Source organism: Synechocystis sp. IPPAS B-1465, assembly GCF_003015225.1.
Taxonomy (GTDB): domain Bacteria; phylum Cyanobacteriota; class Cyanobacteriia; order Cyanobacteriales; family Microcystaceae; genus Synechocystis.
On the sequence record NZ_CP028094.1, the window covers coordinates 2,939,409 to 2,962,392 of the forward strand.

General features: G+C 48.1%; 21 protein-coding genes. 10 read left to right on the forward strand and 11 right to left on the reverse strand.

All coding sequences use genetic code 11. From position 1 onward, the window contains the following. Window positions 1–62: 62 nt before the first annotated feature. On the reverse strand, window positions 63–1,064 hold the full coding sequence (locus tag C7I86_RS13840) for a ribose-phosphate pyrophosphokinase (RefSeq protein ID WP_010873832.1): 1,002 nt from the start codon (window positions 1,062–1,064) through the stop codon (window positions 63–65). Between the two features lie 170 nt (window positions 1,065–1,234). Here C7I86_RS13840 and bioD point away from each other — a divergent pair, with 170 nt between their 5' ends. Beyond that, entirely contained in the window at window positions 1,235–1,948 is a 714-nt protein-coding gene (bioD, locus tag C7I86_RS13845) for a dethiobiotin synthase (RefSeq protein ID WP_010873833.1), read from the forward strand. A 50-nt stretch (window positions 1,949–1,998) separates the two neighbouring features. On the opposite strand, the gene queA is transcribed toward bioD, so the two are convergent. The 6 genes from queA to glk form a co-directional block, all read right to left on the reverse strand. Continuing rightward, on the reverse strand, window positions 1,999–3,099 hold the full coding sequence (gene queA, locus C7I86_RS13850; protein WP_010873834.1) for a tRNA preQ1(34) S-adenosylmethionine ribosyltransferase-isomerase QueA: 1,101 nt from the start codon (window positions 3,097–3,099) through the stop codon (window positions 1,999–2,001). Window positions 3,100–3,188: 89 nt separating this feature from the next. Beyond that, on the reverse strand, window positions 3,189–4,316 hold the full coding sequence (locus C7I86_RS13855) for an AI-2E family transporter (protein ID WP_010873835.1): 1,128 nt from the start codon (window positions 4,314–4,316) through the stop codon (window positions 3,189–3,191). A 116-nt stretch (window positions 4,317–4,432) separates the two neighbouring features. Continuing rightward, on the reverse strand, window positions 4,433–5,167 hold the full coding sequence (locus C7I86_RS13860; protein WP_010873836.1) for a creatininase family protein: 735 nt from the start codon (window positions 5,165–5,167) through the stop codon (window positions 4,433–4,435). Between the two features lie 35 nt (window positions 5,168–5,202). Beyond that, window positions 5,203–5,571: a hypothetical protein gene (locus C7I86_RS13865; protein ID WP_231848039.1), complete on the reverse strand. Its 369-nt coding sequence runs from the start codon at window positions 5,569–5,571 to the stop codon at window positions 5,203–5,205. A gap of 133 nt (window positions 5,572–5,704) precedes the next feature. Further along, window positions 5,705–6,322, reverse strand: a complete 618-nt coding sequence (locus tag C7I86_RS13870; protein ID WP_010873838.1) for a Crp/Fnr family transcriptional regulator — start codon at window positions 6,320–6,322, stop codon at window positions 5,705–5,707. 180 nt (window positions 6,323–6,502) lie between these two features. Further along, window positions 6,503–7,570, reverse strand: coding sequence for a glucokinase (gene glk, locus C7I86_RS13875; protein ID WP_010873839.1), 1,068 nt, complete (start codon window positions 7,568–7,570; stop codon window positions 6,503–6,505). Between the two features lie 206 nt (window positions 7,571–7,776). Here glk and C7I86_RS13880 point away from each other — a divergent pair, with 206 nt between their 5' ends. From C7I86_RS13880 to C7I86_RS13895, 4 genes are all read left to right on the forward strand, one after another. Beyond that, entirely contained in the window at window positions 7,777–9,519 is a 1,743-nt protein-coding gene (locus C7I86_RS13880; protein ID WP_010873840.1) for an ABC transporter ATP-binding protein, read from the forward strand. A 476-nt stretch (window positions 9,520–9,995) separates the two neighbouring features. Continuing rightward, on the forward strand, window positions 9,996–11,252 hold the full coding sequence (locus C7I86_RS13885; RefSeq protein ID WP_010873841.1) for an MFS transporter: 1,257 nt from the start codon (window positions 9,996–9,998) through the stop codon (window positions 11,250–11,252). A gap of 287 nt (window positions 11,253–11,539) precedes the next feature. Beyond that, window positions 11,540–11,776: a hypothetical protein gene (locus C7I86_RS13890; RefSeq protein WP_010873842.1), complete on the forward strand. Its 237-nt coding sequence runs from the start codon at window positions 11,540–11,542 to the stop codon at window positions 11,774–11,776. A gap of 755 nt (window positions 11,777–12,531) precedes the next feature. Then, window positions 12,532–13,887, forward strand: coding sequence for a chloride channel protein (locus C7I86_RS13895; RefSeq protein WP_010873843.1), 1,356 nt, complete (start codon window positions 12,532–12,534; stop codon window positions 13,885–13,887). Window positions 13,888–13,993: 106 nt separating this feature from the next. Here C7I86_RS13895 and C7I86_RS13900 read toward each other — a convergent pair whose 3' ends face one another. Then, on the reverse strand, window positions 13,994–15,688 hold the full coding sequence (locus C7I86_RS13900) for a mechanosensitive ion channel family protein (protein WP_010873844.1): 1,695 nt from the start codon (window positions 15,686–15,688) through the stop codon (window positions 13,994–13,996). A gap of 88 nt (window positions 15,689–15,776) precedes the next feature. Here C7I86_RS13900 and C7I86_RS18770 point away from each other — a divergent pair, with 88 nt between their 5' ends. The 4 genes from C7I86_RS18770 to C7I86_RS13915 all read left to right on the forward strand — a co-directional run bounded on the left by C7I86_RS18770 (window position 15,777) and on the right by C7I86_RS13915 (window position 18,797). Beyond that, entirely contained in the window at window positions 15,777–15,935 is a 159-nt protein-coding gene (locus C7I86_RS18770; RefSeq protein WP_158299083.1) for a hypothetical protein, read from the forward strand. A 90-nt stretch (window positions 15,936–16,025) separates the two neighbouring features. Further along, window positions 16,026–17,522, forward strand: coding sequence for a cobyric acid synthase CobQ (gene cobQ, locus C7I86_RS13905; RefSeq protein WP_014407147.1), 1,497 nt, complete (start codon window positions 16,026–16,028; stop codon window positions 17,520–17,522). Window positions 17,523–17,539: 17 nt separating this feature from the next. Next, window positions 17,540–18,586 (forward strand): amidohydrolase family protein, encoded by a 1,047-nt coding sequence (locus C7I86_RS13910; protein WP_010873846.1) that lies wholly within the window; start codon window positions 17,540–17,542, stop codon window positions 18,584–18,586. Further along, window positions 18,558–18,797, forward strand: coding sequence for a 2Fe-2S iron-sulfur cluster-binding protein (locus tag C7I86_RS13915; RefSeq protein ID WP_010873847.1), 240 nt, complete (start codon window positions 18,558–18,560; stop codon window positions 18,795–18,797). Before C7I86_RS13910 ends, C7I86_RS13915 begins: the two co-directional genes overlap by 29 nt. A gap of 114 nt (window positions 18,798–18,911) precedes the next feature. On the opposite strand, the gene C7I86_RS13920 is transcribed toward C7I86_RS13915, so the two are convergent. The 3 genes from C7I86_RS13920 to C7I86_RS13930 form a co-directional block, all read right to left on the reverse strand. Next, complete coding sequence (locus tag C7I86_RS13920; protein WP_223211297.1) at window positions 18,912–19,334, reverse strand: hypothetical protein; 423 nt, start codon at window positions 19,332–19,334, stop codon at window positions 18,912–18,914. A gap of 134 nt (window positions 19,335–19,468) precedes the next feature. Next, entirely contained in the window at window positions 19,469–20,920 is a 1,452-nt protein-coding gene (pyk, locus tag C7I86_RS13925; RefSeq protein ID WP_010873849.1) for a pyruvate kinase, read from the reverse strand. A gap of 42 nt (window positions 20,921–20,962) precedes the next feature. After that, window positions 20,963–22,189, reverse strand: a complete 1,227-nt coding sequence (locus C7I86_RS13930; RefSeq protein WP_010873850.1) for an NAD(P)/FAD-dependent oxidoreductase — start codon at window positions 22,187–22,189, stop codon at window positions 20,963–20,965. 363 nt (window positions 22,190–22,552) lie between these two features. Here C7I86_RS13930 and trxA point away from each other — a divergent pair, with 363 nt between their 5' ends. After that, entirely contained in the window at window positions 22,553–22,876 is a 324-nt protein-coding gene (trxA, locus tag C7I86_RS13935) for a thioredoxin (protein WP_010873851.1), read from the forward strand. Window positions 22,877–22,984: the final 108 nt, after the last annotated feature.

Genomic DNA, 22,984 nt, shown 5'->3' on the forward strand with positions numbered 1-22,984 from the left:
CCCAGCTTTGGCCAGCCTGGCTATCCAGCTTTACCATTGTCCACAAAAAATTATTGTTATTCCTAGCGGAACATACTGCTGACGGAGCTTTCCTCGTGGATGCGCCAAATCGCTTCCCCAATTAAATTAGCCACGGAAAGAATAGTCAGTTGGGGAAAATGATGATCGTCAGGCACGGGAATGGTATTGGTAACAATCACCTCTTCAAACAAGCCACCAGAAAGGCGATTGATGGCCGGCTCCGAGAAAACAGCATGGGTGGCACAGGCATAGACCTGACGAGCGCCCTGGGCCCGGAGCAAACGGGAGCCTTCCGACAAAGTACCAGCGGTGTCGATCATGTCATCCACTAGCACGGCGGTTTTTCCGTCCACGTCACCTATGAGATTTAATACTTCTGCAACGTTATGGCTCTGACGACGTTTATCAATAATGGCCAGGGGGGCATCGTTTAACTTTTTGGCAAAGGCCCGAGCCCGGGCTACCCCTCCCACGTCGGGGGAAACCACCACTAAGTCAGTTAGTTGCTTACTTTTTAGGTAGTCGATAATAACGGGGGAACCGTACATGTGGTCGCAGGGAATGTCAAAATAACCCTGGATCTGGGCAGAGTGGAGGTCCATAGCTAAAACCCGTTGGGCCCCGGCACCGGTGATGAGATTAGCAACTAACTTGGCCGAGATGGATTCCCGACCAGCGGTTTTACGATCTGCCCTCGCATAACCGTAATAGGGCAACACGGCGGTAATCTGGCGGGCTGAAGCACGACGGCAGGCATCGATCATGATCAGCAATTCCATCAAGTTATCGTTAACCGGATGGCAGCAGGGTTGGATCAGATAAACGTCACCGCCCCGAATGGATTCCTGGATTTGAATGTAGAGTTCTCCATCGGCAAACCGTTTCCGCAACATGGGGCCGATGTCCATGCCCAAATAACGGGCCACTTCTTGGGATAAAGATGGGTTGGATGATCCGGAAAAAAGACGTAAGCGATTGTTGTCAGATAAGGCAGACAGCATCGATTGACGTGTTAAAGTAGCGATACGGCTCACGGCAGACACTTTACCCCCATGTCATGGCAGATTACTGGTGTTTCCCTTAGTCGGGTGCCCGGAAGCAAACCCAGGGTTTTCGATCCAATCATAGCGGATTCTTTCCTCGCCAATCTCTTTAGGTTTTGCAAAACTTAAATTAACCTCCAATAAATTTCTCTTCCCAGTTTTTGCTCCCCATGTCGAATTTTTCCCGAGCCGTTGACCAAAAAACTTTATTAGTTGCGGGTTGCGACACAGGGGTGGGGAAAACGGTAACTACTTCGGCGTTGGCGGCCTACTGGTGGAAGTGTGGCAAAGATCAGTCTTTCGGACTAATGAAGTTGATGCAGACTGGTCTGGGGGATGACGAGCTTTACCAACAATTATTCGGCCATCTGACCCGCTGGGATGTGGTGACGCCGCTGAAATTTGCTACGCCCCTAGCTCCTCCTTTGGCCGCTGACCAAGAAGGAAAAACCATTGATTTGGGAGTAGTCTGGCAGACTTTGCAGACAATGCAACAAAACCATGACCATGTACTGGTGGAAGCCCTGGGTAGTTTGGGTTCCCCCGTTACCCACGAACTGACAGTGGCGGATATTGCCGCCCTTTGGCGTTTGGAAACTATTTTGGTGGTGCCGGTGCAACTGGGGGCCATGGGCCAGGCGATCGCCCAGGTGGCCTTGGCCAGACAAACTAAGGTCAAACTGAAGGGCTTAGTGCTCAGTTGTGCTAGCCCGGAGGCGGAGGGCAAGGTGGAAGACTGGGCCACTCCAGCTATGTTGGAATCCTTTACCCATTTGCCGGTTTTGGGGATTGTGCCCTACCTAACCGAGTCGGAGCGGGAAAATTTATCTCGTTTAGCGGAGATTACGGCCCGATTTGGCCTGGAAAAATTAGCCTATTTTTAGGTTAATTCGGTTGAATATAAACCGATTTAAATAATACCCAGCCCCTAGTTTTATCGAATTTTTTCCTGTCCTCGGCAAGCTTCCGGCAGAATCACCATGGCATCTCCAAAGGAGTAAAATCGGTACCCTTTGGCGATCGCCGTTTCGTAAATGGCCATTAACCGGGGGCGGCTGATTAGGGCACTGACCAACATTAATAAACTGGATTTGGGCAAGTGAAAATTGGTAATCAGCCCATCCACTAAGCGCCATTGATAACCGGGGTAAATAAACAAATCCGTCTGGCCCCGAAAGGGTTGCAGGGGTTGCCGGGGAAAATCACTTTCCTGGGCCATGCCTTCCAAACAGCGCACCACCGTGGTGCCCACCGCAAAAATTCTGCCCCCACTGGCCCTAGTTTTTTCAATCACTTCCACCGTCGTTGGAGGTACATCAATCCATTCTTGGTGCATTACGTGGTCGAGAATATTTTCCGCTTCCACGGGGCGAAAGGTGCCAATGCCCACATGGAGAGTAACTTTCGCTGTCTGTACTCCCTGTTGGGCTAGTTTTGTGAACAATTCCTCGGTGAAATGTAACCCCGCTGTGGGGGCCGCCACCGCTCCTAATTTTTCCGCATAGATGGTTTGATATTGGTCATTCGTGGCTTGGCGATCACCGATGTAGGGAGGAAAGGGAATTTCACCATAGTCTGGCAACACATCCCAGAGTCTTTGTCCCGGCTCCAAAACAAATTCTAATAACCGTCCCCCCGTGGCATCGTCCCGTTGCAAAATGGTGGCCCAGAGGTCGGGCTTTTCCCCATCCCTGGCGGGAAATTTAACTTTGGCCCCCAGCTTTAATCTTTTGCCTGGCTTGACTAGGGCAATCCATTGGTTTTCAGTACACTCTGTCAAGAGTAAAATCTCCACTGCCACGCCATTTTCTTTTTGGCCATGGAGACGGGCGGGCATTACCTTCGTGTCATTGAGGACTAATAAATCCCCCGGTTTCAGATAGTTACCCAAATCATAAAAATGTTGGTGGTCCACGGTGAATGGGTCTTTCACCACCAGTAGACGGGAATGATCCCGGGGAACGGCGGGGGTTTGGGCAATACAATCTGCAGGGAGATGGTAATCGTAACTACTAAGATATTTGTCCTGGTCCATGGATGGTCGAAATGCGAAAAATTTTAAAAGACAGAGACAGTAAAAAATAAAGTCCTACAGGCTTTAACCCTTAACAATTATCCAAAAATTTAGGTCGAAACCACTGAAACTTCAGCGGGCTGTTCCCCAGATTTTTTCGGTAATCCCCGCAGGCGATCGCTCGTTGCTTTGATAACGCTGGCTAGGGGCACCGCCACCAACAGACCCAAAACTCCCCCTAATTTACTGCCTACAAACAAAGAAACAATAATCCAAGCAGGATTTAAACCGGTGCGGTTACCCATCAAACGAGGGGAGATGACATTATCATTAATTTGCCCCACAATCACCGCCGCCAAAAGAATTTTTACCCCCAACCAAAAGTTTTCCAACATTAGCAACAGACTAATGACAATAATGCTTAAAGCACTGGCAAAAGGAATCAAAGTGCTTAGACCGATGGTAATGGCAAAAAGGATGGCATAGGGGGCTTGGAGTAGGGTAAACACAACCATTTGAGCCACCGAGAGAATACCCGCTAAAATTGCCTGGGTGGCAAAATATCCTTCAAAGGTATCCCGAATTAAATTTTGCAAATCTCTCTGCCAAGGATGGGGAAACCAGCTAAAAATGCCATCCCAAATTTTTTCTCCCCCCAGCACCAGGAAAATGGTCAGCACTAACAGGATCAAGCCATTAATACTGGTGCTAATGGTGACCCCCACTAGCCCCAACAGTTGATTGCCAAAGGAATTGAGAATGCGGCTTAACTTTTCAATTGCCTGACTGATCAGGGGTTGGAGGTCCACCTGGAGATTGGCGTAATGCTCATTGACCCAAGCTTGTAGCATCAGCAGTTGGGCGTTGCCGGAACGGAACCAGCCGGGTAAGTTATCCAGCAGTTGTCCCAATTGGTCGATCGCCAGGGGAATGACGATTAACAGAAAAAGACTGATGACGACCAGGGCAATGAGTAGAACGCTAGCCACCGCCCAGGGTCGTTTGAGACCTTTTTCCACCAAAATTCGGACGGGAATATCTAATAAAAAAGCTAGTAGGGCGGCCGCCACCAACAAACTACTGAGGGGTTGCAAAAAACCCATGGCTTTGTAGATTAACCAACCGTTGAGGAAAAAGAGAGGAAAGAGCAGACTCAGCCGGAGCCAAGGGGGGGATTGTTTCAGTTCTTCCAACATGGCGGGCGCAGACAGACTATCAACTACGGGGGCAATGTTCACCTTAACCTAGCCAGGGGCATTTGGCGATCGCCGATCGGGGGGTTCAGTTTATTACTGCCAGTTTTCCTAGAAAGATTAAGTAATCCGCCCATTGGGGAAATTTGGCTGAATTGAAGCTAATTTTCTGCCAAAAACCGCTGATAGCTCTCACTTAATTCCTTCACTGCCACTTCATAAAACCGTTGGCCATGTTCTGGGGTAGCCAGGGCCGGATTGGAGCCCATGCGGCCATCAGAATAATGGGCCCGGAAATCTTGGGCACTATAAATACTATGGCCTGAGGCAACTTCCGAATTTAACGGCGCAGTTTTAATCGCTTCGGGGTAAACAAATTGGGTTACAGCCACTTCACTGGGGGTGGCGTGGGAACCTTCTTGGTCACTGTAGAGTTCCTTGGCTAATTGATATACTCCCCTGGCCATGAACCAATTACCCACCTGACAACGGACATCTTGGCCATGGCTGCCCAAATGGTGATAGGTTTCGGAAAAAGCGGCTTTGAGGGTGGCAATATTTCCCCCATGGCCATTGATGAAGTAAAAACGGCTAAAACCGGCGTTGGCTAAACTACTGACGTAATCCATAACAACCTGGATCAGGGTACTGGGACGCAAACTAATACTGCCGGGAAAGGCCAAATGATGCAAAGCCATGCCGACGTTAATGGTTGGCCCCACCATTGCTCCAGTTGCTTCCCCCACTCCTTTGGCGATCGCCTCCGCACAAATGGCATCGGTACCGATCAGACCAGTGGGGCCGTGCTGTTCCGTAGAACCAATGGGAAAAATAATGCCGCTGGAAGACTGTAGATAATTTTCGACTTCGGGCCAGGTGGAGAGGTGCAATTGCATGGTGGGCTTGGGCTAAATGGGCTAACTAGTTCCATCTACCTTAAAACAGGTTCAGAGAAAATAGTTTTACCATTCTTGGTTACCCGTAACTGTTGCCGGTCCACCCAATAGGTATAGGCTCCATTGGTGGCGTAGTAGGTGCCGCTGTCGGTGATTAGCACATCCATCACATTAATCTGGTCGCCATTGTTTTTATTAACGCCCCGGTAGAAAATTTGTCCGTCGTAGGTTTGGCAAATATAGGCTAGATAAGTTTTGGTTTCATAGGCTTCCACCACTTCCGCCCTGGGACAACCTCGAATAATTTCCGCTAGTAACAATTGGGATGGTAATGTTTGTAACCCAGTTAGCGGAGAGGCGATCGCCGTTGCACTACCAGCTTTTAATGGGATGGGGGCCAGCAAAGTCGTTGCTACTGTCAAAGCCCCAAGCCATCGACAACAGTGCCCAAGGTTTGCCCAGACCATAACTATTTCCTCAACTGCACAACAACTGAGTCCAGGCTATCAAAAAAAACCTTGCCAATCCGGTTCACACCTAGTTTCCCAAGGCAATGACCAAATGGCGATCGCCGTCTAAACTGACCTTTCCCTGGGTTTGGAATTCCCCCAGCAGACGGGTGACTGTTACCCTGGTGGTGCCAATGGCATTGGCTAACATTTGATGGGTGAGCCGCACCGATAAACGCATGCCCCCGGTCCCTGGTTGCCCCAATTCCTGTCCTAGTAAGTTCAGTAGGCCTTGGAGTCTTTCGTCCACCCGTTTATAACCGGCGATCGCCAGTAGAGCTTCCCTCTGCCTCACCTGCTGTAGGGTCTGGTCAAGCACCAAGCGACATAAATTAGCGTTGTTGGTAATCATTTCCAGGGAATAACCCCGCAGATATACATCCGTCAAAGCTCGAATTTGGTAGGTTTCCCGTTGATGGGCACTAAAATCTAAGCCCACAAAACTACCGGGTTGGGCCCAACCCATCAGCACCTCATCGCCTCCCAAGGTCCATTGACTGACCTGTAAAATCCCCCGGTAAATTTGCCAACACCCCTGGTCTTTGGGCGGAACAACGTCACCCCTTTCATAGAATTGGAGGGGCTGGGAGTCTAAGCCTACTAAGGCACTTAAACCATCGGCGATCGGGGAACTGTTCACAAACATAAAATCAGGCAACCCTCAAAAATCAATCCAGGCGATCGGGCTTAGTTCCCATTGGTCAAGCATCTTGTTTGCATTACCCAAGCATGACTCCCATTGGGCCAGATCTCCCCCAAAGTCAGCATAACCCTTCCCCGCAATTCCCAGGTAAAGGCAAAGTTAACAACTAAAAATGTCCACTTCCTAAGACTGGGCCGCACAAACCGCCGCGCCAATTAGGCCAACTTTGGCGTTGAGTACCACCTGTACGGGAATTGTCCCCATTAAGCTTTGCATCCTGCCTTTGTCGCTAAAGCCTTGCATAAAACTGCCCTTTTCCAGTAAAGGGATAATTTTGGGGGCAATACCACCGGCAACGTACAAACCACCTCTGGGTAGTAGCTTCAAAGCAAGATTTCCTGCCTCTGCTCCATAGGCCCCGAGAAAAAGTTCCATGGCTTGGTCAGCCAATACATCTGTGCCTTCCAGGGCGGCTTGGGATACGGCGGCGGCCAGATCGACGGTTTTGGTTTCTTGGTCCTTTTCTCGATTCCAGGTTTGGTAGAGTTTGCTGAATTGGGCTGATTCCCGTTCTGGGTATTGGTGCCGCAAAAATTCGTAAATCATGGCGATGCCCATGCCGGATACCACCCGTTCAATGGAAATCCGCCCTAGGGAATACTTCTTTTTGAGATACTCCAATAACTGCCATTCCAAAGGCGATCGGGGGGCAAAGTCACCGTGGGCTCCTTCGGAGGCAAAAACTCGATATCTTCCTTGGCCCTGGGGAATTACGTAGCATTGTCCCAAGCCGGTGCCTGCTCCCAATATGGCGATCGCCCCTGACGGATCCACGGGAGCGGCCTGGAGTACGGTTAAATCCTCTGACCCTAGCCCTAAAATGCCGTAACCCACAGCGGCAAAATCATTGATGAGGTCAACCTGGGCAATGGCCAATTCCTGGGCCAGGCGATCGCCGCTGAGATGCCAATCTAAATTAGTGAGGCGACAGGTGTTATCGATCACAGGGCCGGCAATGGCGAAACAGGCCTTAGCAACGGAGATTGGGTTACCCAACACAAAGGCTGCTTCTTGACGGAATTGTTGCACCATGGGCACCAGATCGGGAAAAGCTGGACTGCTGTAGGTCTGTTCAAACAGAGTCACCGGCCGGGCCAACCCTGGGCTACTCTCGTTTATCGTCACCAGGGCCAGAATCGTTTTAGTGCCGCCGATATCCCCTGCCAAAAAATTTACGCCCATGGCCCCCATGGCCCCAAAGCCATTGAAAAACTACACAAAATCCTGTCTTTTAGCAGTTTAGGTCACCGAGGAAAGGGTCACCAAGCAAAAAGCTAAAATTCTCCCGTTTCAGCAAGTTTTAGCAACTTTAGGAGAGCAGTTCCTCCACCTGGGCCAGAGGAAATTAACCGTTAAATGGGTTACGATCAAAGCTGTTTTCCCTTTAGGTTTCGTCCATGGCCGCCCCCAGCGTCAAGCAGTTACTTCGTTATTTAACTCCCCATTGGCGGGCGATCGGAGCTGGAACCTTTGCGCTATTTTTGGCCAATGCCCTGGGGGTTTACATTCCCATTTTGATGCGGGATAGTATTGACGATTTAATGCCCCCCTTTGAGGCATCGGACGTAGCTCGCATTGTGGTGCTAATTGTTGTTCTCGCTTCCCTAATGTGGTTTATCCGCATGGCCTCCCGCATTCTAATTTTTGGGGTGGGAAGACAGGTGGAATACGAGCTCAAACAGAAAATTTTTGACCATCTGCTCAAGTTAGAGCCCCTCTATTTCACCGAAAATACCATTGGGGATTTGATTAACCGGGCCACCAGCGATGTGGATAATATTCGTCGCTTGGTGGGTTTTGCGGTGTTGAGTTTGATCAACACTGTTTTTGCCTATGCCCTGACTATCCCGGCCATGTTTGCCCTCCACATTCCCCTCACCTTGTTGGCGGTTTCTGTTTATCCGCTGATGCTGATGAGTGTCAATCTTTTCAGCGGTAAGTTGCGAGATTATCAATTGGAGGTGCAGGAAGAGTTGTCTGCCCTGAGCGAACTGGTGCAAGAGGATATGAGCGGCATTAGTTTAATCAAAATTTATTCCCAGGAAGATAACGAACGACAGGCTTTTCAGACGAGAAACCAAAAATTGCTCCAGGCAAACCTGAAGCTGGCCCGCATTAGAAATTTTCTTTTTCCCCTCATTGAGGGTCTGGCTTACCTCAGTTTGCTCATTTTGCTGGCCTTTGGCACTGGCTTAATTCAAGATGGCAGTATCACCATTGGGGACTTCATTGCCCTGATCATTTTGGTGGAACGGTTGGTATTTCCCACTGCCCTACTTGGTTTTACCATCACCGCCTACCAACGGGGAGAAGTGAGCATTCAACGGGTGGAAGCTATTTTCCATACCACTCCGAAAATTTTAACGGTGCCCCAACCTCTGCCCTTTAGTCCGGCTCAGGCCACCGGAAAAATCACCGCCCGCGGCCTGAACTATTGCTACCCTGGTAGCGACCTGCCAGCGTTGGAGCAAGTGGACTTTACTGTTTATCCTGGAGAAATGGTGGCCATTGTGGGGCCTATCGGTTCCGGTAAATCTACGTTGGTTAATGTTTTACCCCGTTTGTTGGATATTGCCCCTGGTCAGGTGTTCATTGATGACTACGACATCACCCAAATTGCCCTCAGCGATTTACGCTCGGCGATCGCCTTTGTGCCCCAGGAAAGTTTTTTGTTCAGCACCACCATTGCCGAAAACATTGCTTACAGTGATCCTAGTCAAACTGACACGGCGATCGAGCAGGCGGCCCACCAGGCCCATTTAGACCAGGAAATTGCTAACTTTCCCCAACATTACCAAACCCTAGTGGGGGAAAGAGGCATCACCCTGTCCGGTGGCCAAAGACAGCGGGCTGCCCTAGCCAGAGCTTTAATTCTTGATGCTCCCCTGTTGGTGCTAGACGATGCCCTTTCCAGCGTGGATAACCAGACCGCCACCCGCATTTTGCATTACCTGGCCCGCCGCAATAACACGGTACTCTTTGTTTCCCATCAACTTTCCGCCGCTGCCCAAGCGGACCGCATTTTTGTCATGGACCATGGCCGCATTGTCCAAACGGGCAGCCATGAAGAACTACTGCAACAGTCAGGACTTTATCAATCCCTGTGGCAACAAAATGAGTTAGAAAAGGTTTTAAGTTGAGTTGGATCTAAAAATGGGTTGCGCATACCCCGCAGCTTGCTGCGATTGGGTCTTTCACTGAATAAAGCTATTTTTAAGGTAATTATAATTAGATAGAGTTCTAGTCATCTTTCCACATAAATAGTACCATCTTTATCGGTTGTAATTCTTCTCTTTATTCATATCCATTGATAGAGCTGTAATTTTTTCCCTGGCTCTATTGTAGAAGCACTATTGTACTATCCAATCAGGAAGTTTGCGTTATCTCCGTTCCTTTAAGGATTGGAATCGGCTCTCATTCTAATGATCCTGGCGATCGCCACTAGAGCCAATCATATTATTTCAACAACAAATTATTATGGTATTTAATAACTAATATAGGTGATTGATCTAGGGATGGCGTTTTGTATCCAATTACACAGTTTATTATTTTTTACAAAGATTCATGGCTCAACTTAGGCCCTCTGGACCTTTGCTAATAGATTTTCATACTCCTCATGTCTGAACCGAAACCAAGCCAGCCTAATTTTTCCCATTTGGAGGAAGCGGACTACACCGGGAGAATGCGACAGCACGATCGCCTCTTTGGATTGCTGGCCATTGCCGCCGGGTTAATTTTCCTGCAAGGGTACATGATTGCGCCCTTGATTCCCCGTTTAGCAGAAATTTTTGACGTATCTGCTCAGGAAATTGGCTTCATTGTGCCCGCCTACATGTTGGCCTATGCCCTAGCGGCGCTTTTTTATGGCATTTTGTCGGACCGTTTTGGCCGTTGGCCCGTCATCCAAATTTCAATCATAGTATTTATTACCTGTACCGCTTTAACTGCTACTGCTCAAACTGCAGCTCAGATGACCTTTTGGCGATTACTGACAGGACTTGGGGCCAGCGGCGTGATTCCCCTCACCTTTGCCCTCATTGGCGACATGTTTCCCTACAACCAACGGGGGGCAAAATTAGGGCTGGTGTTTGCGGCGATGGAGGGGGGCATGGCTGCCGGTTCCGCCGGGGGGGCAATTTTAGAACCCTTTCTTGGTTGGCAATTGTTGTTTATTGGCACTGCCACTGCGCCCGTGATTGTGCTCTGGCGACTGCGACGCTACGGGGCTTTGTTCGATGCCCCCAAAGCAACCAAGATCCCTGCCCTGGCAACGGTGTTTGCTGGCTATTGGGCCGTACTGTCTAATTTTCGTGGCATGCGCACCTATGGCTACGTGCTTTGCAATGGTATTTACCACTCTGGAGTGTACACTTGGCTTGGCCTTTACCTGTCCCAACGCTACGAAATGGATACCCTTAGCATTGGCCTCAATATTCTAGGTTATGGTGTCCCAGGACTGATTTTTAGCCCATTAATCGGTAAAGCAGTGGATCGTTGGGGACGACGCTGGTTAATTCCTCCCGGTTTGGCTATGGCGGCGATCGCCGGTTTGACTATGGTTCCTTTTATTCCCCCCCTCGCCGTTACCATGGCAATTCTGGTCATGTCCCTGGGCTACGACCTGACTCAACCTTTGTTTGTGGGCATTGTGACCGATTTGGCGGAAGAAGATACTTTGGGGCAAACCATGGGGCTAAAGGTGTTTACTTTATTCACCGGCTTTGGGATTGGCAGTTGGTTGTTTGGGGAAGTGCTCCATTGGGGTTTTGAAGTGGCACTGGTGGCTTTTGGCGTCATGCAATTGCTGTCGGCGATCGCCGCCATTCCCCTCTTTTGGAATGAAAAACCCAGCCCCATCAATGTCAGTGCCTGATCCAGGCGATCGTCATTTGCCCGTTTTTGCCTCCAATGTCACGATTTGTGAACTTATTCCCGTACTTTGTGCCAGCATTGCTCAATTTTGTTAAAGTCGATACAGATTTTATTCGTTTTATTTCTTTCTGATTTGCTCGGGAATGAAAATTTTGGGGAAATTGCCAGGGATTTTGTCACTTTTATGGCGACACCGTCTGGCCGCAGTGTAATTAAGTACAATTCCGTCCCTCACAAGTCCTGAGTCGAGAAAGCATAAAACCTTTTGAGCAATATGGAGGACCGCTGATGAATACCACATCTCCCATTGACTGGGATGAAATGTTTGAGTATTTGCCGGGGACAATAGTAGAACTCAAATCCGAACCGGGGGTTTTATATCAAATTGACTGTTACGAAACCAGTATGGTGCCCCCCATTTGGTTAGTGGGAAATCCCCGGCCACGCTATCCTCATCAAATGCGGATTGTGTCACGCCAGCAGGTTAAAGCTTGTGAATTGGAGCTTGAACCATCCCTTGCCTAGGGTTAATACACTTTTTTATTGTCTCCCAGAAAGACGGAGCATTCGGCTGCGTATTCCCCTGAATTGTTTTGGGGAAGGGAGACTTTCCGATCTTGCTAATTCTGTCTGATCCGTTGAAAAAAGAAAGTTGGGATAGGTAGGCTTGGGTAAGTAAATTAAGAATAGTTTTGCTTCTTCACACAGAGTTAAAACCTTGACCTATTTTTCCTTGCAACATAGAAGCTTTCTTGATTTTATTAAGGACTATAAAAAAGATATTCGTATTATCTACTAGAGATTATTAATAGAGATTATTAATAGAGATTTTGGAACCATAACTTAAAATAAGAGAAGGTGTGTTTAGTGATTTTATTCTTATTCTCTATCCCAATAAAAAATTGAATACACTAGGGTTTCAAAATTCACTAAGTTCAAATAAAATTATTCACTATTTTAAAGCATTTATTTGACCTGAGAGTCTGTTTGAAAAGCTTCCCTGCCCTCCAAATTTAGGGGGAGAACTGATTGAAAGTCCCCCAGTATTGCCGGAGCTTTAGTGAGGAGATTTAGGGGGCGGAATAAAACTTTGCAAACACGTTCTTAAAAACAGTGATATTTATTTTAATTCCACAGTAATTTGGCGTAGTCGAAGATAAAAAATATTGGCAAAGTGTCAAGTTAAGATAGGCTTGACAATCAAGATAATTATCAAAGGTTTAGTTGCCGACATTCATCTGTTACTAGGAGCTAGCAAAAAATGCAGGTAATTCAAGGCCATGATTAACGGAAAGCCCCAACCTCTCCTTACTAGAGTGGGCACATGGACTGTTGGGGGACTTTTGGGGGGTTTAATTGGTTCTCTAGCCGCAGTAATGCTGACGGAATCAATTAAACAAACTCTCAGTGTTATTTCTGGATTGGACCCCATCTGGTTATTGCTCATTCCCTTATTCGGTGTTGCTTTGGCCGTACTTGTCCTGTTTGGATTGGGTAAGGGTCAGCCTGTGCAAACCGTAGCGCCCCGGGAGGCCAATACCCCTGGTCGTTGGGGCTCTTTGCTGTCCTGGTATTCTTTTCCCCATGACATTGCCCGAGCCGATCTGACTGGCGATGTGGTGAATGCATCCGGGGTGGAAGAGCGCTTCCCCTGGAATTTAGCGCCATTGCGGGCCATTGCCATCCTTTCTACTGTGGGGTTTGGGGCTCCCATGGGAACGGAATCGCCAGCGGCCCATATTGGTTTTGCAACGGGAACTTGGTTGGGTAGTGTCAATTCAGCACTGCGCCCCTTGGTGCGACCTTTGGCGATCGGTGGCGGTGCGGCCAGTGTGTCCGCCCTAATGGGGATACCGTTGGTGGGCAGTTTTTTTATGTTTGAGTTGAGTGGACGACGGCAGATCCCGTTGACCCCAGAGCGGGGAGCGGCAATGTTGGCTGGCGGCCTGGTGGGCTGGGGCATTAATGTTGCTTTTAATTTGCAATTGATCCGGCTTGTGGTGCCCAAGGTGCCTCCGGCGGATCTTTGGAATGCCATGGGTGCGACTCTGTTTATCGGGGTGGTCACAGGTACAATTACAGCGCTGACGGGGGAAGCGATCTACTGGGCCAGAGGCCTGCGGACTAAACCTGCCATTCGCCTTCTGGCCGGTAGTTTGGCAATGTTATTACTGGCAGTGGCGATCGCCCAAATTGCTACTCCGGCGGCGGCGTTTGGTCCTGGGGGAGCAGCCATAGTCTGGGCGGAAAATATTGAAACAACTCCCTATCACCTGCTGGCCGTGGCCATACTCCGGGCCGCTTCCACCACGGCGGCGGTTTTAGCTGGGGGGTGTGGCGGTGTTTTTGTTCCTTTTTTGGCGATCGGGGACCTGACTGGTCGGGTATTTGCCACCATATTTGGAATCTCGGGAGATTTGGCTGGGGCTGCCGGGGCCGCTGCTGGCATTGCCGGTGGCTATCGACTACCGTTAACTGCGGTGGCGATGGTGCTAGGGGTGGGAGGGCCAGAAACAGCCCAAATAACATGCCTGGGCACAGTGGTGATCGCCGCCTTTTCGGGATTACTGGCCGCACGCTTAGCCAATCAAGTTTCTAGTGCCATACGAACCATCGGCGCCAGAAATCACGGCTAGGAAACGGAGACTGAGAGTGAGTTGAAAAAGTCGAACTGAGGAAATTTATCTTCCTTTTGAAGGGAAATTTTGCCGACATTTTTTCCCGGGTGAGGGGATTGGGGATTTATTGTCCGGAAGAATCCGAAGATTGAACCCGAAAGGGGGGAGCCACATAATCTGAAGGTAAGTAATTCTCTGGCATGGTAGATGTATTTCCATCCCGCAGGGCAGTGAAGCTGGGTGACAAAATTTCAATGCCGACTTCATTACACTTGTCTTGCATATTTTGATGTAGTTCTGAATAAATTATCACCATTAAATTGGGCTGATTGGTGTAGGCATTTAGCTGGTAGCTGACATAAAAATTGTCCAGACTAGTCTGTAGGACGAAAGGGACAGGACTCTTGAGAATATGTTCAGTATTTAAGGCGGCCTCGATTAGGGTTGAGTAAACTTTTTGCCAAGGGACATCATAGCCCAAGGTAATTGTTGTCTGAAGAATCAAATACTTATTCAATTCCCGTGAAGAAATACTATAATTAATCACATTACTAATCAATAGAGATGAATTGGGAATAGTAATAATTTGATTTGTTGGGGTACAAATACGAATAACTAAAAAGTTTTTCTCTATGATGTCTCCAATAACATCCCCCACTTGAATATGGTCGCCAATCTGAAAAGCACGGGTATAGATAAGAATAATTCCTCCAATTACATTGGTGATTGCTGAAGTAGAACCGAGGGATAGAAGAAGACCAAGAAAAACAGAGATACCCCGAAAAGCAGGGGAATCAAAACCAGGCAGATAGGGAAAAGCTAACACCGCCGCTAGAGCAATGATAATAAATAAGAGAAGATTGTAGGTAGGCTTAGCCCAATCAGTATAAAATCCTGGTATGACAAGATTTCCCCTTTCTATAGCCGTAAAAAAAGGTTTAATTATCCGAATTAGGTAGTAAGTAAGAAAGATAATTATGGCAATAATGAAAGCATTGGGCAGGTATTTACTAATCCCAGATAAAACCAATTCCAAGGACTGAAATAAATGGTCTACAATGCTTTCTCCAAAAACCTTCGTCCAAGGAAACAAGCGTAGGACAAAGGCAACATAGGAAAATAGAAGTAACAATAGGAAAACTAGACGAATTATCTGAAGAATTCGCAGACCTAAAAAACTTATTTTAGAGGAAGATATAATCTCAGCATTTTGTATTTTAATGCCCGGTACATGGAATTCTATCAATGCCCTAAACCATGGAAATAGCTTTCCTGAAAGTTTGATAATTAAAAAAACAGTGCTCAAAAAAGCAAAGCTGGCTATGGCGGTATAGATGATGTTTCTTAATAATTGCTCAGGTCTTCGGGCTTGGCGATATTGTTCAATAGCATCTTTAATGCTTTGCAGAGCATCTCGGGCTAAAACTTCTGGGGTAGAAAAATAAGCCCTTGCATCCTGTTCAGTTATCGTTAGAATTACTTCTTTGTCTAAACTTAAATAAAGTGAATTATCATAGGGATTCGGTGCAATTTTTAGGTTTTCGAGAGCAATAGAGTAATTTTGGGCAATTCTTTTAATTCTTTGCGTAATGGCGTTGGCCCTATCCTCAGCTGAAAACGAAGAAACTCCCCTCCGAATAAAGAAGATAGGTCTGCCATCGAGGGTGACTGGAAAGCCGTCAATTGCATTTTCCGTTTGTGTTTGACTTTGGAGCACTCCTGATTGTGCCGAATTTTGTGCAACACCTACGGTGGGGATAGTTAGCACTAGTAGTAAAAATATGGTAAATGTCACCAACATGTGACCAATTCTTTTCATATATTATCCAGCAGAAAATAGTATAATTATAATCAAAGATTTTCGACCCATATCAACAGATAGTACGAAATTAATAGCGTTAATTTCAATGGCTAATCCTGCAAGATTAATTGACGTTTCATCCCTGTTAAACATTGATTATTTATATTATCAATCTACTTGGTCATTAACCATTACATTATGCTCAAAAAGTTATCCTTGCCTTAAACGGCGATCGCCTGGGGCCACTGACTTGGCGGGTTCATAGGGGATGGAGCCATACAGTCATAGAATGGAGTGCCCCAGGAGCTTTGTTTTCCTAGCTGATTCTTCCATTCAGTCCAAGCAAAATTTGACCATGAAAGCAATTATGGTGGTGGGTACCACATCCCATGCAGGCAAGTCCTTTTTGACCACAGGGCTATGTCGTCTGCTCCGTCGTCGGGGCGATCGGGTCACCCCCTTTAAGGGACAAAACATGGCCCTGAATGCCTTTGTCACCATTGATGGAGGGGAAATGGGCCATGCCCAAGCAGTGCAGGCCTGGGCAGCGGGGACTGTTCCCAGGGTAGCGATGAATCCAATTTTGCTCAAACCCCAGGGGGATATGACTTCCCAGGTGATTATGTTGGGCCAGGCCGTAGGTACAACCAGGGCCCAGGAATATTACCAGAATTACTTTGACCGAGGCTGGCAGGCGATCGCCAACTCTTTAGAGACCCTAGCCCAGGATTTTGACGTAGTGGTATGCGAAGGGGCAGGCAGTCCAGCAGAAATTAACCTCAAACATCGAGACTTGACCAATATGCGTGTGGCCACCCATCTCCAGGCCGCCACCATTCTCATTGCAGATATTGACCGGGGTGGGGTCTTTGCCCATGTGGTCGGTACATTGCAACTGTTAGAGCCGGAGGAAAGAAAATTAATTAAGGGTATTGTTATCAACAAATTTCGCGGCCAACGTTCCCTGCTGGACAGCGGGATTACTTGGTTGGAAGAATATACCGGCATTCCTGTTTTGGGTGTCATTCCCTACGGGCAAAATCTTTTCTCCGCCGAAGATTCCCTCGATATACTAGAAAGAAGTGGCCGCCCCAGCAAAGAAGATATTCGCATAGTAGTACTGCGCTTGCCCCGCATTGCCAACTTTACTGACTTCGAGCCCTTGGAGGCGGAATCCGGTGTTTACGTGGATTATCTTCCCTTAGAAAAGCAACTAGGCAACCCCGACGCCGTAATTATTCCCGGCAGTAAAACCACGATCGCCGATCTGCAAGCGCTACAAAATAGTGGCATGGCGCAGCAAATTATGGATTATGCCCAAGCTGGAGGGACTGTGATGGGCATTTGTGGCGGCTATCAAATGCTGGGGCAAACCATTGCCGATCCGGAAAACATAGAAGGCAATGTCAGTAATTGCCAAGGGTTGGGGCTTTTACCCCTAACCACGGTTATTAACCAAGAAAAAATTACCCGCCAATGTCAGACCATCACCCACGCTCCCCCATCAGGTTTAACTGTCACTGGCTATGAAATCCACCAGGGACTAAGTCGGCGATCGGAGCATAGCCAAGACTTTCTGCCCATGTTTGACCAAGAAGAGCTGGGCATGGTCAATGCCCAACAAAACCTTTGGGGCTGCTACCTCCACGGCCTATTCGATAACGGTGCTTGGCGACGGTGCTGGTTAAATAATTTACGTCAACGACGGGGCTTGGACCCATTACCAACCTCCATTGGTAATTATCAAGAACAACGGGAAGGTATGTTAGATTCATTAGCGGATTTTGTTGAAACCCATGTCAACCTTGAGCCGATTTTACAATCTCTCCCAGAGGAAAATGAGACACCTTAAATCAACAGTTTTTTAACATGATGAAACGAATTGCTGTAGAAGAAGCTTTTGTTACCCAGGAGATTGCTGATGAGTGGGCAAATGTCATTGCAACGGGGGCAAAAAACGAACCAGGTTTTCGTAAAATGGGCGAAACGATTCTGGCGGATAGTCCCGGCACAAGAATTATCCACGAACGACTAATAGACCTCGGTGCTGGACGTATTGCTCACATGGATGCGACTGGCATTGATATACAAGTTATTTCTATTACCTCTCCAGGCGTACAGGTATTTGAGCCTGAGTTGGCCACAACCCTTGCCCGACAGGCCAATGATCAATTAAGTGAGGCCATCAAAAATCATCCTGATCGTTTTGCGGGACTGGCGGCGGTGGCCCCTCAATCTCCCCAAACCGCTGCCCTAGAAATTGAGCGAGCCATACAGAAACTTGGGCTGTGTGGTGTATTGATCAATTCCCACACCGGTGGAGAATACCTCGATGACCAGAAATATTGGGAAATTTTCGCCGCCGCCGAGGCCAACAGTGCCCCCATTTATCTTCACCCTCGAACCCCTTCCCCAGAGATGATTTCTCCCTTTCTAGACTATGGACTCTATTTTGCAGGCTGGGGATTTACTGTCGAAACTGCAACCCACGGTTTACGTCTCATTATGGGCGGCGTATTCGATCATTTTCCCAAATTAACAATTGTTTTGGGCCATATGGGGGAAGGATTACCATACTGGTTACAAAGGTTAGATAACCGTTATTCGCTCCAGGTAGAAATTGGCGCAGTGCCTAAAATGCCTCGTCTACCCAGCGAATATTTCAAAGATCACTTTCTCATCACCACCAGTGGGGTTTGTTCCCCACCCGCTCTGCGCCATGTGTTAGAAGTGCTTGGTTCCGACGCCGTACTCTTTGCTGCGGATTATCCGTATGAGTCAGTTGAAGAGGCTGTTTCTTTCTTGGATAATGCACCAATTTCCGATCAGGAAAGACGCAAAATCTACCAAACAAATGCCGAAAAATTATTTAGATTAGGAAGCACTAATGGCAGTAACGATACACTTTTTGCCTGACGATGTGACGGTAGCGGCCCGGGTAGGGGAACCAATCTTAGATGTGGCAGAGAGGGCTGGCGTATTTATTCCCACGGGCTGTTTAATGGGTTCCTGCCATGCTTGCGAAGTGGAACTAGGGGATGGCACTCCCATTTGCGCTTGTATTAGTGCGGTGCCAGTAGGGGTACAGGAATTAGAAATTAATCTTTATGATGATCTCACCTGGTAGTCTTTTACTGTTTTGAAACTGATTTCCGCATATTGAATCGCAGTAAATATTAGCCCCACCCACAAAATTTGGCTTGCTAGGTTAAGCAGGTGAGACTATTGCTTTTTTAGCAGATTAAATCTCTTCAAATCGGAGATTAAGGTTAATGGTGTCAGGGCCAAGCATGGTTCCCTGAATAACCAACACCACTGCTTTGCTTGAATCTTTGGGAGTTAAAGTTAACGTTGCCGGAGTATCAAAGACAATGCTGAAGCCCCAATCTCCCTGAGTTGTGTTGATGGTTCTTTCTGCGTAGCCCATTTTGGTCAGAGCGTCTTGGTAAAACTTCACCGTGGGGGCTGGTTTACCCTGGGCTTGAAAATTTAGGCCCTGTTGTCCATAGGCATTGGCCATGAACATGCTACCTACATTCTTGGGACTACCCTGGGGTCGGGGGAGTTTCACCAAAATATCTGCGCTGTTAGCTTGGCTAACCAGAAAAGGACGAGCTTCAGCTTCAACAACAGCAGGAACTTGTTCAATGGTGTTTGCGGGCATAATCCCTAACAAAGCGGTTAAAAGAGGGAATAATGACATAATTTTGCTATTTTCTAGAAATTATTCCAAGTATACTTCCTGAAAACAGTAGTGTAGAATCCTTGTCCAGCAACTATGGATTTGAGGCATAGGTTTTAAGAAATACGGTGAATCTTGAGGAAATTAGTGCCCCTGGGTATTTTAGTGGGAATTCCCGCCATGATTAGCAACTGATCGCCCTTTTCCACCATTTTTCTATCCCGCAGTAGTACCTCCGCCTGTTGGATTAAATCCTCAAAGGTGTCAAATTCTTCGTTAATTAAAAAGGGAATAATACCCCAAACTAAGTTGAGGCTATGGTAAACCTTTTCTGAGGGAGTGAAAGCAATCACCGGCACCGACGGTCTTTGGTTGGAAGCGAGGAGAGAAGTAAAACCTGAGGTGGTGAACGTGACAATGTATTTTAAATCTAGAATTCCGTCAATTACCACTAACGCTTCACTTAGGGCATGGGTTTCCGTATTTTCTATTGGGGGATTATTAACAAGATGTAGACCCACTTCCGTCTCTTCGGCAATTTTTCGCAACATTTGCACTGATTTAACGGGATATTGTCCCACTGCCGATTCCCCCGATAACATCACCGCATCGGTGCCGTCCAAAATAGCGTTGGCCACGTCACTGGCTTCCGCCCTGGTGGGTCGGGAATTTTGAATCATGCTATCTAGCATTTGGGTAGCGGTGATGACCGGAATGGCCCGCACGTTACAGCGCCGAATAATTTCCTTTTGCAAACGGGGAACCTTTTCTGGGTTTACTTCCACCCCCAGATCCCCCCTGGCCACCATAATGCCGTTGGAAACTGCCACGATTTCTTCTAGATTATCGATCGCCTGGGGTTTTTCAATTTTGGCAATGACCGGCAGATCAGGATGGCCCCGTTCAGCGAGAAATTGTTTAAGGGTGTGGATATCTTCCCCTTTGCGGACAAAACTAAGGGAAACCCAGTCAATGCCTTGGCTCAAACCAAATTCTAAGTCTTGCTTGTCTTTGGTCGTCATGGAAGGTAGGGTTAGGACTAAACCCGGTAGATTGACCCCTTTGCGACTTTTGAGGATGCCCCCGGTCACCACTTCACAAATTACCTCTGGATCTTGAATGGACACAACTTTCATTTCCAGTAAACCATCGTCCAATAAAATTCTTTCCCCTACTTTTGCCTCCGTCGCCAAATGGGGATAGTCAATGCCCACCGCTCCAGGATGGCGATCGCCAATTTCCACCGGCACCAAAGAAACTTTTTCCCCTTCCCGCAGTTGCTTTTCTCCCCCCGGCAACTGACCAATCCGAATTTTGGGCCCCTGTAAATCTTGCAAAAGGGTAATGGGGGTGTCCATTTCCTGCTCCACTGACCGTAGTAGGCGAACCATGGTGGCATGGTCCTCATAACTACCGTGGGAAAAATTCAGCCGGGCCACATTCATGCCCGCATCCACCATCTGACGTATCACCTCTACCGAACTACTGGCGGGGCCAATGGTGGCCACAATTTTGGTGCGATGACTTAGGGGTCTCATAAACTTCACCGGGTTAATCAGGGCTGGCACTGGAATTTTAGTCCAACTTACTGAGGAGGAATTAAGGGAATGTTATGGAGCCGCCATCCCCTGGGCCGCCAACCAAGCCGTAGTCCAGGCATTTTGAAAATTAAAACCGCCGGTAATACCATCTACGTCGAGGATTTCCCCGGCAAAATATAATCCAGGGCAACAACGGCTAGCCATGGTCTTAAAATCCACTTCCTTGAGGGTAATGCCCCCACAGGTGACAAATTCTTCTTTGAACACCCCTTTACCTTTGATCTGACAGTGGTAGCGGTGGATATTCTCTGTTAGTTGTCGCTCCTGAACCTTGGAAAAATCGGCCCAACATTGCCCCGGTTTAATACCAGCCTGGGTCGTCAACCTCTGCCAAAGTCGTTTAGGTAAAGCAGTGGCGGTAAAGTTAGCGATTTGTTTGCGGGGATGGCTTTGCTTTGTTGCTCGCCATTGGGCCATGGATTCCAGGGGAGTCACTTTAGGCAGCCAGTTGATCCAGAGGGAATGGTCATAACCCGATGCCTGTAATTGTCTTGCTCCCCAGGCAGATAGCTTTAACACCGCTGGGCCGCTCAGCCCCCAATGGGTAATCAACACCGGGCCCTGGTGACAATAGATTCCTTTAAATTTTGGGTCTAAACTCACTAGGGCGTTTTCCACACTCACCCCGGCCAGATCGGTCAACTGGGCGTTTGGAATGTTAAAGGTAAACAGGGAAGGCACCGGAGCTTGGATGGTATGACCCAATTGTGCTGCCCAGCGATAGCCCAAGGGATTACTGCCCGTGGCCAATAACAGGCGATCGCCATTAATGATTTCCCCCGATTTAAGCGTTACTTGGAATTGCTCCCCCAGTTTTTCCAGCCCTTGCACTGGCGATCGATTTCTTAACTCCACTCCTGATCGCCGGGCCGCCGACAGCAAACAATCCACAATGGTGCCTGAGTCATCGGTAACGGGAAACATCCGCCCATCTGCTTCCGTTTTGAGTTGCACCCCCTCCGCCCCAAACCAGGCGATCGTTTGCTGGGGTTGAAAACGACTGAACGCTCCCCGCAACGCCTTACCCCCCCGGGGATAGTTTTGCACTAACTGGGTCGGGTCAAAGCAATGGTGGGTCACATTACAACGTCCCCCCCCAGAAATGCGGACTTTAGCCAGGAATTTCGACCCCGCCTCCAACAAAATTACTCTACCCTCCGGCAGATTTCTGGCACAGTTAATCGCCCCAAAAAAGCCAGCTGCTCCTCCCCCGACCACAATCACAGTTCTTGTCATAGTTTTGACCAACCTTTATCTCTGGATTTCACTGGAAAATGGATCTAATCACCCCAAAAATCCCTTTAAAAAACTTAACAAATACGGAACTCCCCACCGGCAAAAACCCTATGCCCCCCGTCCCAACCTGTACAATGAAGAGGGCGGAGACGTAAGTTTCCGTTCACTCCTCACACCACACTCCGCCTGGATGATGTTCGGGCGGTTTCTTCTTATCTGCTCCCCAGGGGGAAAAGTGTGACGCCAACTGTGACAAAAGATGAATAAATTCTAAGTTTCACGATATTTTTCCATACAGGGGTCAACAATTGGTTATGGTAGTATTCTAATCAGCCCATCACGAGGTTTAGAAGGATTTCCAGTATGAGTGCTACCCCTCAAGTTTCCGACGCAAGTTTTAAAGAGGATGTATTAGACAGCGAGTTACCCGTGCTCGTAGACTTTTGGGCTCCCTGGTGTGGCCCTTGTCGCATGGTAGCCCCCGTCGTTGATGAAATCTCACAACAGTACGAAGGTAAGGTCAAAGTCGTTAAGTTAAACACCGACGAGAACCCCAATACCGCTAGTCAGTATGGCATCCGCAGTATTCCCACCCTAATGATTTTCAAGGGGGGCCAGAGAGTGGATATGGTGGTGGGAGCCGTGCCCAAAACCACCCTGGCCAGCACCCTAGAAAAATATCTTTAAGCGCTGGCTTCCCTGCTTTGTGACGGTTTCCCTCCGGATCGTGACCCTTCCTAGGACACGGTCTTTTTTTTGCCTTTTTATCCCCCTGTTGGCTATGCCCCAAATTAT